Below are 15,250 nucleotides of genomic sequence, written 5' to 3'. Positions count from 1 at the left end.
CTCCTTCGCGCCTAAGACTCTCTCCCTAGAACAGGGTACGGCGGCGCATCGTGGCGGGCCATGGGTAATGCTTACGGAAGTACGACGGCGGTGCGCATCTCTTGCCGCCGGGCGCACCTGGTGTTGTGGGTGCGTCGTGCGGGAAGGGGCGCGGCGTGAGCCCAAAAGGGTTGCGTGCAGCGGAAACGGGTGCGCCCGGAGCGCCCAGCACCCACGCCGGGTCACTTGACGTATTGCGGCTCTCGAAGCCGCAGAAAACCGCAAATGCGACGATATACTTCCCGCATGCCGCAAATACGGATCTCCGAAGCAGCCCGTTTCCTGGGAGTCAGCGATGACACCGTCCGGCGTTGGACGGAAAACGGGACCCTCACGGCGCAGAAGGACCCGTCGGGCAGGCTCGCTGTTGACGGGTTGGAGCTCGCCAACCTGGCCAGGGACCAATCACACCTTCAAGACGATCCTTCACGGGCGGGGAGCTCGGCCCGCAACCGCTTTGTGGGCCTGGTCACCGGAATCACCACGGACAAGGTCATGGCCCAAGTGGAGCTGCAGTGCGGCCCGTTCCGCGTGGTGTCCCTCATGAGCAGTGAAGCCGTGCGTGAGCTGGGACTCGAGCTCGGCTCCGTCGCCACCGCAGTGGTGAAAGCGACCACCGTGATCATCGAGGCGCCTCAGGGAAAGAGCATCATATGAGCCCCCTCAGGTTCGTCAGCGCGTTGCTCGGTGCAGGGGTCCTTGCCGCGGCGATGTCAGGTTGCGCGCCGGCAAATCCAGCCGTCTCGGGGGAGGGGCCCTCCGGAACGGTCACCGTCTTTGCTGCGGCGTCCCTCAAATCAACTTTCACCCAGCTGGCCCACGACTTCGAGGCCAGGAACCCCGGAACCAAGGTCACCCTGAACTTCGCCGGTTCCTCGGACCTCGCCACGCAAATATCCCAGGGGGCACCCGCGGACGTTTTCGCATCGGCGGACACCCGGAACATGACCAGGCTTGCCGATGCCAACCTTCTGGACAAAGCACCCAAGAACTTCGCAACCAACGTCCTGGAGATCGTGGTTCCGCCGTCCAACCCGGCAAACATCAGTTCCTTCCCGGACTTGGGTAAACCGGGCGTCAAAGTTGTGGTCTGTGCACCACAGGTCCCTTGCGGCGCCGCCACGCAGGTGGTGGAGAAAGCTGCAGGCACCACTCTGACCCCGGTCAGCGAGGAGTCCTCGGTCACCGATGTCCTGGGCAAAGTCATCAGCCAGGAAGCGGATGCCGGACTGGTCTATGTCACGGACGTCAAAACAGCCGGGAGCAAGGTCAAGGGGATCCCGTTCCCGGAGTCGGCACAGGCCGCAACCACGTATCCCATTGCCACAGTAGGTTCGGCCAGGAACAAGGACCTCGCTGAGGCATTCGTAGACCTGGTGACCGGCAGCGAAGGCCGGAAAGTACTGAACGATGCCGGCTTCGGCACACCGTAAGAACGCACCATGGCGCTGAAGACACCCATGACACGACGCGGCGGACACGGCTACACCGGCGTCCCTTCCTGGATCTATGCCCTCGCAGCGGTTGGAGCGGCCTTCATTTTGCTGCCGCTCCTGGCGATTGTGGCCAAGGTGAATTGGTCGCAGTTCTTCCCGCTCATCACGTCGGAATCGTCGCTGACGGCGCTCGGCCTGAGCCTGCGGACGTCGGCGGCGAGCACTGTTCTTTGCGTGCTGCTCGGGGTGCCGTTGGCCCTGGTCCTGGCGCGGAGTCCGTTTCCCGGTCAGCGTCTCCTGCGCGCCTTCGTCCTGTTGCCGCTGGTGCTGCCGCCCGTCGTCGGGGGTATCGCCTTGCTTTACACCTTCGGCAGGCAGGGTTTGCTGGGGAAGTCGTTGGAACTGGCGGGTGTCCAGATCGCTTTCTCCACCACCGCCGTCGTGCTTGCCCAGACGTTCGTTGCGCTTCCGTTCCTGGTGGTGAGCCTGGAAGGCTCCCTTCGCACGGCCGGGAGTAAGTACGCGGCGGTCGCGGCGACCCTTGGAGCCGGTCCGGGAACCGTCCTTCGGCGGGTGACCGTGCCGCTGGTGCTGCCGGGCCTGGCCTCGGGAGCGGTCCTGTCCTTCGCGCGCAGCCTCGGTGAATTCGGCGCCACCCTCACGTTCGCCGGAAGCCTGCAAGGGGTCACCCGTACCCTGCCCCTTGAGATCTACCTCCAGCGCGAAACCGACGCCGACGCCGCCGTCGCCCTGTCCTTGGTATTGGTTGCCGTGGCCATCGCCGTGGTCGGGCTGAGCTACGGAGGCCGCAGGGCCGGAATCCGCACCGGAAACCGTACCGAATCAGGGGCTACGAAATGACCTTTGAGCTGTCCGCACGCCTCGCCGCCCGCAACTTCGACATGTCCCTCACCCTTGCCGAGGGCCAGACCGTCGCCGTCCTGGGCCCCAACGGCGCAGGCAAATCCACGTTGCTGAACGTCACGGCAGGCCTGGTTCGCCCGGACTCCGCCGCGGCACGGATAGGCGGCAGGCCGCTCTTCACGCTCGACGGCGGCACCCACCATTGGAGCGCACCCCACCATCGCGGCATAGCCCTTCTGGCACAGGAGGCGTTGCTCTTTCCCCACCTGAGTGTTCTGGACAACGTAGCCTTCGGCCCGCGAAGCACGGGGAGTTCCCAACGCAAGGCACGCGAAGCGGCCCGGCACTGGCTCTCCGAAGTGGACGCGCTCGAGCTCCAGGACCGAAAGCCGGCGCAGCTCTCAGGAGGCCAGGCCCAAAGGGTGGCGGTTGCCAGGGCGCTTGCCGCCGAGCCAGAGCTGCTGCTCCTGGATGAACCCATGGCCGCACTGGACATCCACGCAGCTCCCATGCTGCGGCGGGTACTGAAACGCGTCCTGGAAGGCCGCAAAGCCATCATCGTCACCCACGATGTCCTTGACGCCTACATGCTCGCCGACCGCGTGATCGTCGTCGAGGGCGGCCGCATTGCCGAGGAAGGCCCCACACGCCAGGTCCTTGAACGCCCCCGCAGCCATTTCGCCGCAGGACTCGCCGGGCTCAATATCGTCACCGGGTCCATCACTGCGGAAGGAATCACGACGCCGGATGGTCGGCTTTTCGCCGGGCAACACGATCCCGAGTGGTCACCCGGGCCCGGCCAGGCAGGCGTGGCAGCCTTTCCGCCGTCGGCCGTTTCCGTCTTCCTGGGCGATGTGCACGGAAGTCCCCGCAACTCTTTCCCGGTGACCATCACCGACTTGGAAAGGCACGGTGGCCAGATCCGTGTGCATGCACGGGGCGGGGAAGCGGACACTCTCTCCGCAGACGTCACCCCAGCGGCATCTGCCGATCTGGGGTTGGCTCCGGGGATGGAGGTCCGGTTCGTGGTGAAGTCGGCCCTGGTGTCCATCTACCCGGCCTGACACCTAGTCCTTGTACATGCGCTCCGCGTAGGACGGGCCGTAGTAGGACTCCAAGTCTTCGAGGGGCGTATCGGGCTGGACGTAGGCCTTGGAGAGCATGGCCATACTCGGCAGGCCCCCGCAATCCCAAGAATCCGGCTCCCACAGCCCGCTCCGCATGAACGCTTTGCCGCAATGGGTGAAAACCTCGTCTACGGAGACCACAATGGCGACGCGGGGCCGGTGTCCCTTGACCACCATCCGGTCGAAGAAGTCGCCATCGCTGACCAGCTGCGCCTGACCGTTGATGCGGAGGGTGTCCGTCCGTCCCGGGACGATGGAAAGGACTCCCACGTTCGGGTTCTCCAGGATGTTGCGGAATCCGAAGGCGAGCTTGTTGCCCGGCCGCTCAGGGATGGCGATGGTGCGCTTGTCCAGGACCTCGATGAAGCCCGCGGGATCGCCCTTCGGTGAGGCATCGACGCGACCCCGGGCGTCCGCCGTCGAGATGACGCAGAAGGGGCTGGCCGCAAGCCACTGCCGGTCGAAGTCGCTAAGCTCGCTGCGGACTTTTCGTCGGACCCGATCCAGGGGTTGACCGATCAGTTGTTCCAGTTCGTCTGCGCAGCCGATGGGTTTCATGGCCCCAGCCTAGTTTCCCCGGTGCCCGCGTGTGGCTGGCGCACCTTGCTGCGGTCGATTGGGGGGCGCACCCTTTTCCTCCATTCGCGCCCATTGGTACGTGTGCGCCGTGCGCGAACGGGTGCGGGGCCCCGCCGGAACGGGTGCGCCGGGCGGGTACGGGCGCGGGAGTGTACCGACTTCGGCCACGCCCAACCGGGTAGAACGGCTCTGGACAGCAGTTTCGCCGTGGGCAAACATGGAACACAGTGGACCAAATCCAAAGTTGAGCGTAGTACACTCAACTTTGAAAGCATTGGTACTACTCCAGAAAGGGAGCTCTCTTTGGACGCCAAATTCACCACCAAGAGCCAGGAGGCCCTTTCTGCGGCCGCCATGAATGCCTCGACTGCCGGCAATCCGCAGGTGGAACCGGCTCATCTCCTCAAAGCGCTCATGGATCAGCGGGAGGGCGTTGCCGTGGCACTGCTGCGCGCCACCGGCGCTGACCCGGATGCCGTGAGTGTTCAGGCAAGTTCAGCCATCAAGGCATTGCCGTCCACGTCGGGTAGTTCGGTCCAGCAGGCCCAGCTGTCGCGTCAGGCCATGCAGGCGATCCAGGCTGCCCAGGCTGAGGCGGACAAGCTGGGAGATTCCTTCGTCTCCACAGAGCACCTGCTCCTGGGGCTCTCGGCCGGCAGTGACGCCGTCGGGAAGTTAATGCGCGACGCCGGCGCCTCCCATGAAGCGCTGCTCGCCGCCCTGCCGGGTGTCCGGGGCGATCGCAAGGTCGATTCGCCGGATCCTGAGAACACCTTCCAGGCCTTGGAGAAGTTCGGTACCGACCTCACTGCCGTGGCACGCTCGGGCAAGCTTGACCCCGTGATCGGCCGTGACAGCGAGATCCGGCGCGTGGTTCAGGTCCTGAGCCGCCGTACCAAGAACAACCCTGTTCTGATCGGTGAGCCCGGCGTAGGCAAGACCGCCGTCGTCGAAGGCCTTGCCCAGCGCATGGTGGCAGGCGACGTGCCGGAAAGCCTCCGCGGGAAGACGCTCATTGCACTGGACCTTGCCTCCATGGTGGCCGGCGCCAAGTACCGCGGTGAGTTCGAAGAGCGGTTGAAGGCCGTGCTGGAGGAGATCAAGAACTCCAACGGGCAGATCGTCACGTTCATCGATGAGATCCACACCGTTGTTGGCGCCGGTGCCACAGGCGAGAGCGCCATGGACGCGGGCAACATGCTCAAGCCGATGCTGGCACGTGGTGAGCTGCGCCTGATTGGTGCGACCACCCTGGACGAGTTCCGCGAGAACATCGAAAAGGACCCCGCGCTGGAGCGCCGTTTCCAGCAGGTGTATGTGGGTGAGCCCAGCGTGGAGGACACCATTGGCATCCTCCGTGGACTGAAGGAACGCTACGAGGCCCACCACAAGGTAGCCATCGCGGACTCCGCCCTGGTGGCAGCTGCCACGCTGTCGAACCGGTACATCTCGGGCCGGCAATTGCCGGACAAGGCAATCGACCTCGTGGATGAAGCCGCCTCGCGCCTTCGCATGGAAATCGACTCAGCTCCGGAAGAAATCGACCAGCTGCGTCGTGCCGTGGACCGCCTGACCATGGAAGAGCTTGCCCTGCAGGGTGAAACGGATCCCGCATCGGTTGAGCGTTTGGCTGCCCTTCGGGCTGACATGGCGGACAAGAAGGAGGCACTCAGTGCGCTGAATGCGCGGTGGGAAGCCGAGAAGGCCGGCCTGAACCGGGTCGGCGACCTGAAGGCCAAGATCGACGAGCTGCGTTCGGCTGCCGAGAAGCACCAGCGCGAAGGCGACCTCGAGTCGGCGTCGAGGATTCTCTACGGTGAGCTGCCTGCCTTGGAACGCGAGCTCAACGCCGCTGCCGAAGAAGAATCGGCGAGGGGCGCCAAGCCCGAGCTGATGGTGGCGGAGGAAGTCGGTGCCGACGACATCGCCGAGGTCATTTCAGCGTGGACGGGCATCCCCGCGGGACGCATGCTCCAAGGCGAATCACAAAAGCTGCTCCACATGGAGGAGGAGCTCGGCAAGCGCCTGATCGGACAGTCGAAGGCCGTGCAGGCGGTCTCGGACGCCGTGCGCCGTGCCCGAGCCGGGATCAGCGATCCCAACCGCCCCACGGGTTCGTTCATGTTCCTCGGCCCCACCGGCGTCGGCAAGACCGAACTGGCCAAGGCCTTGGCGGATTTCCTCTTCGATGACGAACGCGCCATGATCCGGATCGACATGTCCGAGTACAGCGAGAAGCACTCCGTGGCCCGTTTGGTCGGTGCCCCTCCGGGATACGTCGGCTACGAGGAAGGCGGCCAGCTTACTGAAGCCGTGCGGCGCCGCCCGTACTCGGTGGTCCTGCTGGACGAGGTTGAGAAGGCCCACCCTGAGGTCTTCGACATCCTCCTGCAGGTGCTCGACGACGGTCGCCTCACCGACGGCCAAGGCCGCACAGTGGACTTCCGGAACACCATCCTGGTGCTGACCTCCAACGCGGGCAGCCAGTTCCTGGTGGACTCGTCCATGGATGCGAAAGCGAAGCGGGACGCCGTCATGGCCGTGGTGCAGGGCTCCTTCAAGCCGGAGTTCCTAAACCGCCTGGACGAGATCGTCCTCTTCGACCCGCTGTCGGTCGAAGAGCTCGCCCGGATTGTGGAACTGCACGTCGCCGAACTCACCAAGCGCCTCTACGAACGGCGGCTCACGCTCGAGGTCACGGACGGCGCCCGCGCCTGGCTCGCAATGTCCGGCTACGATCCCGCCTACGGTGCCCGGCCGCTCCGCCGCCTCGTGCAGCGCGAGATCGGTGACCGCCTCGCCAAGGAAATCCTTGCCGGGGAGATCAGCGACGGCGACACCGTCCTGGTGGACACCGCCGCCGACGTCGACGCCCTCACCATCGAGGGCCTTGAGGAGATGGGAAACTCCGACGGCGGCTGGTCGGCAGGGACGGGGCTTTCGGTCCGCCGGAAGGAACCGTCGCCGGAAAAGTAGGCCGGCCAGAAACTGGCAGGGCAGGAGAGCTGACAGGGCTGGAGGGGTGACGCTGTTGGAGGGGTAGCCGTGAGGCTACTTCTCCAACAGGTCCTCCTTGATGGTGCTGCCCGGGCTCACCACAATGAAGCAGTCCACCCGCCGGTCCCCGCGGTCCCAGCTGCTGGGACTCGGGTACACATTCTGCTGCAACAGATTGGTGTATTCGTTGGCAGCGTCATTGAGCTTGATGCCTTTGCAGACCTCCCGGCCCTTGTCGCGCAGTGCATTGGTTCCCGGGAAGGAATCATCCGTGGGGTAAGTGAAAGCCGCACCCAGTTGGGCTGTGTGCTCAGTGTCGCAAGCCACCGCGCGGGCCTTGGATGCGTTGGGGTCGAAGTCCGCGAAGCAGTCCCCGATCTGGAAATCCTTGGCGTCCGTGTCGCGGGGGAGGGGTCCCAGGGTGACCGAAGGTGTCGGCGAAGCGACCGTAGGTTCGGGGCGGGTTCCCAGCAGGTTCAGCAGGACCCAGATGACGACGCCGATGAGGACCAAGGCCCCCACCACGATTCCCCCGATCACCAGGCGCTGACGCTTGACCGGATCACCTTGTGGTGGCGGCTGCTCCGCGTAGCCGGGCTGCTGCGGATCGATCGGCTGTGCGGGGTAGCCGGGCTGCGGGTTGTCCGGCTGCTGCGCATCGATTGGCTCTGCCGGGTAGCCGGGCTGCTGCGGATCGCTTACCCCACCCATTGGCGCCGACTGTCCCATTGGCGCCGGCTGTGGCGGCGGGGGTGGAAGGTCAGGCTTCGGCGGCACATTCGGGGCAGGCGGCACCTGCTCCTTGCCTGGTTCCGCTGCCGACTCGTCACGGGGTGGAGTGTTGTCCTGAGTCATTCGGGTGGTGTGCCTTCCTGATCTGACGCCGCATTGAGGCAGACTCTACCCAATTTTCGTTCCCTTGTGAGGTGCTGCGGCCGGCCTGGGGGTCAGGCACGGCTCTTAGGTGGCACACAGGCACCCCTGAAACCATGTAATCTAGACATACGACAAATTGACCAAACATTCCGGGGCCTCACCGATAGCCAAAGGTGACCACCTCCGGTCCAAGTACAAAAGGGGGTCACGCCATGGGGCGCGGCCGTCAAAAGGCAAAAGCTACCAAGCAGGCTCGGGACATCAAGTACTACTCCCCGAACACTGACTACTCGGCACTTGAGCGTGAGCTCACGCGCCCATCTAGTCGTGCCAAGAGCCACTTCCAAGAGGATCCTCCGGAGCCGGATTACTCGGCTTACGAGGACAAGTACGCGGAAGATGATGACGACGAGGTAGACACCCGCCGTCTCGGCTAGCTCTCGCAACACAACAGGTGCCTCCAGGCACTGAGTTGCGTACCGCCGTCGTACATCAAGGTTGTCGTGCATCCACGGATGCCGAAGATCTCTCAAGAAGGCCCGCAGGGCATGCCGAACATCGGCGTACCCTGCGGGTCCTTCTTGCGTTCACCCGCAACCTTGCGTTCACCCGCAACCTTGCGTTCACCCACAACGTCGAGCGTCCTTGAACGCAGCAAGGCCCGCCCTGCGTCCCCCGCGGGAGGCGCACCAGGGCGGGCCCTGAACGTTGTGAGGCTACCGGCCCACGACGTTGCCGGTGCGGTTGTCCGTTGTGCGGCGGCTGAGTCCAAATCCGAGGCCCAGCATGCCAATGCCCAGGATCAGGTGCAGCCAGTTGTCGGCGCTGTTGAGCGGCACGAAGTTGGCCGTCGAATCCTGGCCGATGAGCAGGCCGTAGATCCAGAGCACCAGGTAGATGATGCCGCCACCGACGAGGTAATTGCGGGCTTGGCCGGGTGTTTTGGCCATCAGCAAGCCGGCTGCGCCGAAGAGCAAGTGGACGATGTTGTGCAGGATTGAGACCTGGAAGATGCCCAGAAGGAGCGCTTCGGAGGTGTGTCCGGCGAACTGCATGGTGTCGTAATTGGAGGTGATTCCGGGAATGAAGCCCAGAATGCCGACCAGAAGGAAAACTACTCCAACAATTTGTGCTGCGCGCTGGATGGTTGTTCGGGTCCGGGCGGGGTGGTTCGTGGCTGTCATGGTTTCTCCTCAGTGAGTGTGGGTGCGTAGTCCTGAGTTCTTTCCGTGCACTCCAGACGCTATCATAAGGTTCCTTAGTATTAGGGATCCGTGATGGAGACGTTACCTTCACATGCGGACGACGGAAGCGGCGCGGCTCCCGCGTTGTGGGCAGCACAGCCGGAGATACTAGGTTGAGGGGGCCACGTTCTCGGAAAGGACAGCCATGCCGGAAGTTGATCGGTACAAGCAGGGGACTCCGTGTTGGGTGGACCTGTCTTCCACGGACATCGAAGTCTCCAAGAAGTTTTACCGGGAACTTTTTGGTTGGGAACTTGAAGCCATGGACGTGGGCCAGGGCCTGACCTACTACATGGCCAGGCTGAAGGGCCGGTACGTCGCCGGAATGATGCAGCAGCTGCCCGATGCGCCTCCGGGCATGCCCTCCTATTGGGCGAACTACCTTGCCGTGGACTCGGCAGATGCGGCAGCTGAGCGTGCGGTGGCCGCGGGAGGAACCATCGTCGTCGCTCCGGACTCTGTGCCGAACGGCAGCGGAAGGATGTTCTTTGCCGCCGATCCCACGGGCGCGCAAATTGGCTTCTGGGAGGCCGGAACCCATCTGGGTTCAGGCCTTATCAACGAGCCCGGAACCATGATCTGGAATGAACTCCAAACCAATGACGTCCCCAAAGCCGTTGCCTTCTATGAAGCGGTCACAGGCTGCACCAGCAGCACAGGGCCGGCAGGAGACCAACGGGAATACACCAGCCTCGTGGTGGAGGGCCGGCCGGTTGCCGGTGCCCTCAAGGTGCCCATCGAAGGACTCCTCCCGTTCTGGATGACCTATTTCAACGTGGAGGACGTGGACCAGGCGCTGCAACAGGCCGTCGACCTTGGCGGGCACGTCATCGCTCCGGCGTTCGACGTTCCCGGAATCGGGCGAATGGCTGTGCTCATGGATCCCGCCGGAGCGGCGTTCAGCATCATGGCAGGACTCCCGGCATGACGTCCCGGACCCACTACGCCCACGGGGAGCCGTGCTGGGCGGATCTTCAGACGAGGGATGTTGGGGCGGCCAAGGACTTCTACGGTGCGTTGTTTGGCTGGACCTTCCAGGACCTGCCCACGCCCGATGACCGCCGCTACGCGCAGGCGTTCCTGGGCCGGGACCTTGTGGCGGTCATAGCTCCACAGAATCCACGGCAGGAAGCTGCGGGAACACCCGGGCAGTGGAATATCTACTTCGCTGCCACGGACGCAGAGGAGATCTGTGAGGACGCCGTCCACGCCGGTGGCAAGCTCGAATTCGGGCCGGAGCAGGTTGCCGACACCGGTGTCCTGGCGTTCGTGGCCCCCCCCGGAGGCGGCACCACGGGCATCTGGCAGCCGGGCACGCACCGCGGGAGCCACCGCTTCAACGAACACGGCGCTTTCGCATGGGCGGAACTCCTGACTCCCCAGCCGCAAGCCGCCGTCGCATTCCTCCAAGAGCTTTTCGGTCATGACGTTACGGAATACCCGCAGGACGACGGCGGCAGCTACTCGACGCTGATAGTCAACGGTAACGAGGTGGCCGGAATCGTCCCTGCCGAAGATGGCGATGAGGCCGGCTGGCAGGTCTACTTCGGGGTCTCGGACGTGACAAAGGCCGTGGCCTCCGTGATCGCCGCCGGAGGGACTGTGCTGGTGGAGCCCGAGGACCAGCCGGAAGAAGGCTCGCTGGCCACCATCATGGATCCCCAAGGCGGCGTGCTGAGCCTGATGCAGGTCCTCCGACCCAAATAGGTCGCATTAGTGCGCATTTTGACCGCTGAAAACGCGCACAAATGCGACCTAGTTGGGGGAACGCAGAGCGGCCCGGCAGTTCGAAAACGGCCGGGCCGCCCTGTGTGTGAGGCGATAAGCCGCTTAGGCGTAGGCGTTCACCAAACGGACGGCGCCGCCGTCGACGCCCTTTGCGCCCTGTACGTAGTCCGGGCCGGTCTTGTCGATCGAATCCGAGTTCTCTGCAACCGTGCCCATGACCCAGGAGGGGAGTCCGCGCTCGTTGAGGCGGGCGACTGCGGCGTCGGCAGCTTCCGGCGAAACGATCGCAACCATTCCGACGCCGAGGTTCAGCGTGCGCTCGAGGTCGGCCAGCGGGACGTTGCCCAGCTCGGAAACGAGCTTGAAGATGGCGGGAAGTTCCCACGTAGCGCGGTCAACGGTGGCCACGAGGCCCTGCGGAAGAACGCGGGCCAGGTTGGCGGCGAGGCCGCCACCGGTGACGTGGCTGAAGCCGTGGACAGCTGCTCCTGCCGTCACCGGGAAGGTGCGGGCCAGGTCCAGGCAGTCGGCTGCGTAGACGCGGGTCGGCTCCAGGAGCTCCTCGCCCAAGGTGCGGCCGAGTTCGGAAACCTGGCGGTCCAACGCCCAGCCTGCGTGGTTGATGACGCGGCGGACCAGCGAGTAGCCGTTGGAGTGGAGGCCGGAGGAGGCCATGCCGATCACTACGTCGCCGGCGCGGACGCGGTCCGGGCCGAGCAGGGCGTCGGCTTCGACGACGCCGGTTGCGGCGCCTGCGACGTCGTATTCGTGCTCGCCCAGAAGGCCTGGGTGCTCGGCGGTTTCGCCGCCCACCAGGGCGGTGCCGGCAACGGAGCAGGCGGAAGCGATGCCGCGGACGATGTCAGCGATGCGCTCGGGAACAACCTTGCCGCATGCGATGTAGTCGGTCATGTAGAGGGGTTCTGCACCCACCACCACGATGTCGTCCACAACCATGCCCACGAGGTCGTAACCGATGGTGTCGTGGATGTCCATGGCCTGCGCGATGGCGACCTTGGTGCCCACACCGTCGGTGGAGGTGGCCAGCAGCGGCTTCTTGTAGGTCAGCAGCTTGGAGACGTCATACAGGCCGGCAAAACCGCCGACGCCGCCAATCACCGAGGTGTTGTGGGTCGCCTTGACGGCGTCCTTCATGAGCTCGACTGCGCGGTCTCCCGCTTCGACGTCGACACCCGCCGAAGCGTAGGTGATGCCGGAGGCGTTCTCAGGGGTTCCGGCAGGGGATGCGGAGGTCATACGGACTCTTTCTTGTCGGCGTCGGTCAAACGATCAGCGTCGGTCAGGAGGTTCTCGAATTCGGCATCCGGTCCCGGGTCGCAGCCGGTGGCACCCGATTTCTCGGCGGGATCCTCGGTGGAGGCCGGATCGGTGGCAGCTTCGGCAGTGGGCTCGGCAGGTGCAAGTCCGCCAATATCGGTGCGTTCCAGCAGGTTCTTGCCCAGCTTGTCCGCGTGCGGCAGCTCGATGGGGTACCTGCCGGTGAAGCAGGCCGTGCAGAGACGTTCGCGGGGCTGTTGCGTTGCCCCGATCATGCCGTCCTCGGAAATGTATGCCAAGGAGTCCGCTCCGATTGCCTGCGAGATCTCATCGATGGTGGCTCCGTTGGCGATCAATTCTGCGCGGGAGGCGAAGTCGATGCCGTAGAAGCAAGGCCACTGGACGGGCGGGGAGGAAATCTTGACGTGGACTTCCTTGGCTCCGGCCTCGCGCAGCATCCGGACGATGGCCCGCTGCGTGTTGCCACGGACGATCGAGTCGTCGACCACCACGACGCGCTTGCCGCGGATCACCGATTCCAGGGCGTTGAGCTTGAGGCGGATGCCCAGCTGGCGCAGGGTCTGCGAAGGCTGGATGAACGTGCGGCCCACGTAGGCGTTCTTCACGAAGCCGTGCGCGAACGGGATGCCGGACTGTTCGGCGTAGCCAACCGCTGCCGGGGTGCCGGACTCGGGGACGGGAATAACGATGTCCGCCTCGTGAGTGTTCTCGCGGGCCAGCTGGCGGCCCATCTCAACACGGGACTCGTACACCGAGCGGCCTGCGATGGCGGCGTCGGGGCGGGCCAGATAGACGTACTCGAAGACACAGCCGGCCGGGGTGGCCTCCGCGAAGCGCTGGGAACGGACGCCGTCCTCGTCGATCGCGATGAACTCGCCGGGCTCGATCTCACGGATGAAGCTCGCACCAACGGTGGCCAGGCCGGACTGTTCCGAGGCCACAACCCAGCCCCGGTCCAAACGGCCAAGGCAGAGGGGACGGATTCCGTACGTGTCACGCGCGGCGTAGAGGGTGCCTTCGTCCATGAAGACGAAGCAGAAGCCGCCCTTGATTTTGGGGAGCAACTCCAAAGCGGTCTGCTCCAGGGTCTTGCCCTCTTCGCCCTCCAGCAAAGCCGTCACCAGGGCGGTGTCCGAGGTGTTGCCCTGCTTCATTTCACCGGTCAGCTGGCCGTCGTTGCGCTGCAGGATCATTTCCCGGAGCTCAGCGGTGTTGGTCAGGTTGCCGTTGTGAGCCAAGGCCACCGTGCCGGTTGCGGTTGCGCCCAGGGTGGGCTGCGCGTTGGCCCAGTGACTGGCACCCGTGGTGGAGTACCGGCAGTGTCCTACTGCAAGGTGCCCGGTGAGAGTATTGAGGGTTGTCTCGTCGAAGACCTGGGACACAAGGCCCATGTCCTTGTAGACATTGATGCGCTTGCCGTCACTGGTAGCAATACCAGCCGACTCTTGTCCGCGGTGCTGCAGCGCATACAGCCCGTAATAGGTAAGTTTTGCTACCTCTTCGCCAGGAGCCCACACCCCGAAGACGCCACAAGCGTCCTGGGGGCCCTTTTCGCCGGGAAGAAGATCATGAGAAAGTTTTCCGTCGCCACGTGCCACTGGTCGATTGTCTCATGTTGCGGCCGTGGTAAGTTCCCGCTCCGGTTTTGTGACCACGCGGCCGGGCCTGTTTCCTTGCGCGATCAGGCGATTTGTCCGCCAAATGCGGCGCGTGTCACAGTGGCTCCCCATGAAAAGGTGCCCTGGCTGCGTCCCTTAGCGGTCGCCGTCGTGCTCTGGTCCTTCGTCCGGAACCGAGTCCGGAACGGCTTCCACCACAGCCCGCTCTGCGCGCTTGACGCTGAGGCGGTCGAGGATGAGCGCGAGGATGGAGAAGAGGATCACGCCGCCGCCGGCGCAGGCCACGAGGAAGAATCCGAAAACCGTGGGGGCGTCGAATTCGGGATCGGCGGGGCGGCTGAAAGCGATGATGGCGGCGACGATAGCACCGACGATTGCTCCGAGGATCATGAAGGGGACGAACTTTGGTGCCCGGCGGACCGTGACGTCGCGGCGGGCGGGTGATTCGTTGCTGGGGGTGGGGTTGGTGTCCTCGGAAGCCATGCCTTCCAGCCTACCGGTCATCGCCGGAGTGACAGTTAATCCCCCTGTTCACGGGGAACAGGGGGATTAACTGGCATCCGGGGCAGCGGGTCAGCTGCCGCGATACGTGGAGAAGGCGAACGGGCTCAGGAGCAGCGGCACGTGGTAGTGCTCGCCGGCGTCGGAGACCGTGAAGTTCAGGTCCACTTCCGGGAAGAACGTCTCAATGCCCAGGCCGTCGTAGTAGGCGCCCGTGGCGAAATTGAGGCGGTACGCCCCGCCCGGAATGCGCTCCGGTCCGAGGTCCTTGATGCGGCCATCGGCATCGGTTTGGCCCTTGCCGACCAGCGTCCAGTTCTCGCCTTCGCGGACGTAGAGTACGACGGCGACACCCGCCGCCGGGCGGCCGGAACCGGTGTCGAGGATGTGCGTTGTTACCTGTGAAACGCTCATGCGTTGGCTCCTTCGCTGACGAGTCCGGAGAGGCGCAACAGTGCGATCTCGCGGAGTTGCTCAGCCACAATTGTGTCTTCTTGTTCAGTGGTGTGGGTGAGGCGCTCCTGCAGCGTGGACAAGATTTCCTTGGCGCTGCGTCCCGCCGCGCGGATCAGGAAGACCCTGCCGAACTTTTCCTCGTAGGCGCGGTTCCCTTCCGCCAGCGCGGCTGCTGTGCCGTCGTCGTTGGGGTCCACGCCGGCTTGCTCCGAACGGGACATGGCCGCTTCGGTTGTTTGCGCTTTGGGCCGCTCGCCGATCCTGGGGTGGTGGGCAAGGGCGGACTCGACCTCTTGGGGGCTGAACGGCTCGGCGGCCTGGTTCGCCGTGCGGAGCAGTTCGTCGACGCTCGCGAAGGGGCGGGCGTCGACGATTGTTTCCACCCAGCGGCTGATATCCAGGCAAGGGGTCAGGGCCTTGATGGCCTCGTCGCGTCCAACACTGTTGAATACTGCAAGCTCCATGCTTGTGTCATCCTCGTGTTA

General features: G+C 64.6%; 16 protein-coding genes. 8 read left to right on the top strand and 8 right to left on the bottom strand.

Annotated elements, in window-relative coordinates:
* Positions 1-285 precede the first annotated feature (285 nt).
* From OCL88_RS06340 to OCL88_RS06325, 4 genes are read left to right on the top strand one after another with little or no spacing between them, the layout of a single operon-like run.
* Positions 286-696 (top strand): TOBE domain-containing protein, encoded by a 411-nt coding sequence (locus OCL88_RS06340; RefSeq protein ID WP_264961954.1) that lies wholly within the window; start codon positions 286-288, stop codon positions 694-696.
* On the top strand, positions 693-1,472 hold the full coding sequence (gene modA / locus OCL88_RS06335) for a molybdate ABC transporter substrate-binding protein (RefSeq protein WP_264961953.1): 780 nt from the start codon (positions 693-695) through the stop codon (positions 1,470-1,472). The genes OCL88_RS06340 and modA overlap by 4 nt, the downstream gene beginning before the upstream one ends.
* A 27-nt stretch (positions 1,473-1,499) precedes the next feature.
* Entirely contained in the window at positions 1,500-2,336 is an 837-nt protein-coding gene (locus OCL88_RS06330; RefSeq protein ID WP_201434920.1) for an ABC transporter permease, read from the top strand.
* Entirely contained in the window at positions 2,333-3,403 is a 1,071-nt protein-coding gene (locus OCL88_RS06325; RefSeq protein WP_264961952.1) for a sulfate/molybdate ABC transporter ATP-binding protein, read from the top strand. The genes OCL88_RS06330 and OCL88_RS06325 overlap by 4 nt, the downstream gene beginning before the upstream one ends.
* 3 nt (positions 3,404-3,406) lie before the next feature.
* Here the strand turns inward: OCL88_RS06325 and OCL88_RS06320 are convergent, their stop codons facing one another.
* Complete coding sequence (locus OCL88_RS06320; RefSeq protein WP_264961951.1) at positions 3,407-4,024, bottom strand: pyridoxamine 5'-phosphate oxidase family protein; 618 nt, start codon at positions 4,022-4,024, stop codon at positions 3,407-3,409.
* 324 nt (positions 4,025-4,348) lie between these two features.
* On the opposite strand from OCL88_RS06320, the gene clpB reads away from it, so the two are divergent.
* Complete coding sequence (gene clpB, locus OCL88_RS06315) at positions 4,349-7,021, top strand: ATP-dependent chaperone ClpB (protein ID WP_264961950.1); 2,673 nt, start codon at positions 4,349-4,351, stop codon at positions 7,019-7,021.
* 75 nt (positions 7,022-7,096) lie between these two features.
* Here the strand turns inward: clpB and OCL88_RS06310 are convergent, their stop codons facing one another.
* Positions 7,097-7,753 (bottom strand): septum formation family protein, encoded by a 657-nt coding sequence (locus OCL88_RS06310; protein ID WP_264961949.1) that lies wholly within the window; start codon positions 7,751-7,753, stop codon positions 7,097-7,099.
* A gap of 377 nt (positions 7,754-8,130) precedes the next feature.
* Here OCL88_RS06310 and OCL88_RS06305 point away from each other — a divergent pair, with 377 nt between their 5' ends.
* On the top strand, positions 8,131-8,355 hold the full coding sequence (locus OCL88_RS06305; protein ID WP_021472802.1) for a DUF3073 domain-containing protein: 225 nt from the start codon (positions 8,131-8,133) through the stop codon (positions 8,353-8,355).
* Between the two features lie 279 nt (positions 8,356-8,634).
* Here OCL88_RS06305 and OCL88_RS06300 read toward each other — a convergent pair whose 3' ends face one another.
* The gene (locus OCL88_RS06300) at positions 8,635-9,102 is read right to left on the bottom strand and encodes a DUF4383 domain-containing protein (protein WP_062098082.1); all 468 of its coding nucleotides are present in this window, start codon (positions 9,100-9,102) and stop codon (positions 8,635-8,637) included.
* A 205-nt stretch (positions 9,103-9,307) separates the two neighbouring features.
* Here OCL88_RS06300 and OCL88_RS06295 point away from each other — a divergent pair, with 205 nt between their 5' ends.
* On the top strand, positions 9,308-10,090 hold the full coding sequence (locus tag OCL88_RS06295) for a VOC family protein (RefSeq protein WP_264961948.1): 783 nt from the start codon (positions 9,308-9,310) through the stop codon (positions 10,088-10,090).
* The gene (locus OCL88_RS06290) at positions 10,087-10,869 is read left to right on the top strand and encodes a VOC family protein (protein WP_264961947.1); all 783 of its coding nucleotides are present in this window, start codon (positions 10,087-10,089) and stop codon (positions 10,867-10,869) included. Before OCL88_RS06295 ends, OCL88_RS06290 begins: the two co-directional genes overlap by 4 nt.
* 123 nt (positions 10,870-10,992) lie before the next feature.
* Here OCL88_RS06290 and purM read toward each other — a convergent pair whose 3' ends face one another.
* The 5 genes from purM to uraD all read right to left on the bottom strand — a co-directional run bounded on the left by purM (position 10,993) and on the right by uraD (position 15,229).
* On the bottom strand, positions 10,993-12,147 hold the full coding sequence (purM, locus tag OCL88_RS06285; protein ID WP_021472797.1) for a phosphoribosylformylglycinamidine cyclo-ligase: 1,155 nt from the start codon (positions 12,145-12,147) through the stop codon (positions 10,993-10,995).
* Positions 12,144-13,787, bottom strand: a complete 1,644-nt coding sequence (gene purF / locus OCL88_RS06280; protein ID WP_193592801.1) for an amidophosphoribosyltransferase — start codon at positions 13,785-13,787, stop codon at positions 12,144-12,146. Before purF ends, purM begins: the two co-directional genes overlap by 4 nt.
* 156 nt (positions 13,788-13,943) lie before the next feature.
* A complete protein-coding gene (locus OCL88_RS06275; protein ID WP_062098074.1) occupies positions 13,944-14,291 on the bottom strand; it encodes a hypothetical protein in 348 nt (115 codons plus the stop codon).
* A gap of 90 nt (positions 14,292-14,381) precedes the next feature.
* Complete coding sequence (uraH, locus tag OCL88_RS06270) at positions 14,382-14,723, bottom strand: hydroxyisourate hydrolase (RefSeq protein WP_062098071.1); 342 nt, start codon at positions 14,721-14,723, stop codon at positions 14,382-14,384.
* Positions 14,720-15,229, bottom strand: coding sequence for a 2-oxo-4-hydroxy-4-carboxy-5-ureidoimidazoline decarboxylase (uraD, locus tag OCL88_RS06265; RefSeq protein ID WP_264961946.1), 510 nt, complete (start codon positions 15,227-15,229; stop codon positions 14,720-14,722). Before uraD ends, uraH begins: the two co-directional genes overlap by 4 nt.
* Positions 15,230-15,250 lie beyond the last annotated feature (21 nt).

It is taken from the genome of Paenarthrobacter sp. PAE-2, from assembly GCF_026013155.1.
Classification (GTDB): Bacteria; Actinomycetota; Actinomycetes; order Actinomycetales; family Micrococcaceae; genus Arthrobacter; species Arthrobacter ureafaciens.
Note: the sequence above shows the minus strand (reverse complement) of the source record. Positions and strands in the feature narration are given on the sequence as shown.

Coding starts and splice junctions, on each gene's coding strand:
- OCL88_RS06325 (WP_264961952.1), top strand. CDS start 2,333: ATGACCTTTGAGCTGTCCGCACGCCTCGCCGCCCGCAACTTCGACATG.
- OCL88_RS06295 (WP_264961948.1), top strand. CDS start 9,308: ATGCCGGAAGTTGATCGGTACAAGCAGGGGACTCCGTGTTGGGTGGAC.
- OCL88_RS06320 (WP_264961951.1), bottom strand. CDS start 4,024: ATGAAACCCATCGGCTGCGCAGACGAACTGGAACAACTGATCGGTCAA.
- OCL88_RS06310 (WP_264961949.1), bottom strand. CDS start 7,753: ATGGGTGGGGTAAGCGATCCGCAGCAGCCCGGCTACCCGGCAGAGCCA.
- uraD (WP_264961946.1), bottom strand. CDS start 15,229: ATGGAGCTTGCAGTATTCAACAGTGTTGGACGCGACGAGGCCATCAAG.
- modA (WP_264961953.1), top strand. CDS start 693: ATGAGCCCCCTCAGGTTCGTCAGCGCGTTGCTCGGTGCAGGGGTCCTT.
- OCL88_RS06330 (WP_201434920.1), top strand. CDS start 1,500: ATGACACGACGCGGCGGACACGGCTACACCGGCGTCCCTTCCTGGATC.
- OCL88_RS06300 (WP_062098082.1), bottom strand. CDS start 9,102: ATGACAGCCACGAACCACCCCGCCCGGACCCGAACAACCATCCAGCGC.
- OCL88_RS06290 (WP_264961947.1), top strand. CDS start 10,087: ATGACGTCCCGGACCCACTACGCCCACGGGGAGCCGTGCTGGGCGGAT.
- OCL88_RS06305 (WP_021472802.1), top strand. CDS start 8,131: ATGGGGCGCGGCCGTCAAAAGGCAAAAGCTACCAAGCAGGCTCGGGAC.
- OCL88_RS06275 (WP_062098074.1), bottom strand. CDS start 14,291: ATGGCTTCCGAGGACACCAACCCCACCCCCAGCAACGAATCACCCGCC.
- OCL88_RS06340 (WP_264961954.1), top strand. CDS start 286: ATGCCGCAAATACGGATCTCCGAAGCAGCCCGTTTCCTGGGAGTCAGC.
- uraH (WP_062098071.1), bottom strand. CDS start 14,723: ATGAGCGTTTCACAGGTAACAACGCACATCCTCGACACCGGTTCCGGC.
- purM (WP_021472797.1), bottom strand. CDS start 12,147: ATGACCTCCGCATCCCCTGCCGGAACCCCTGAGAACGCCTCCGGCATC.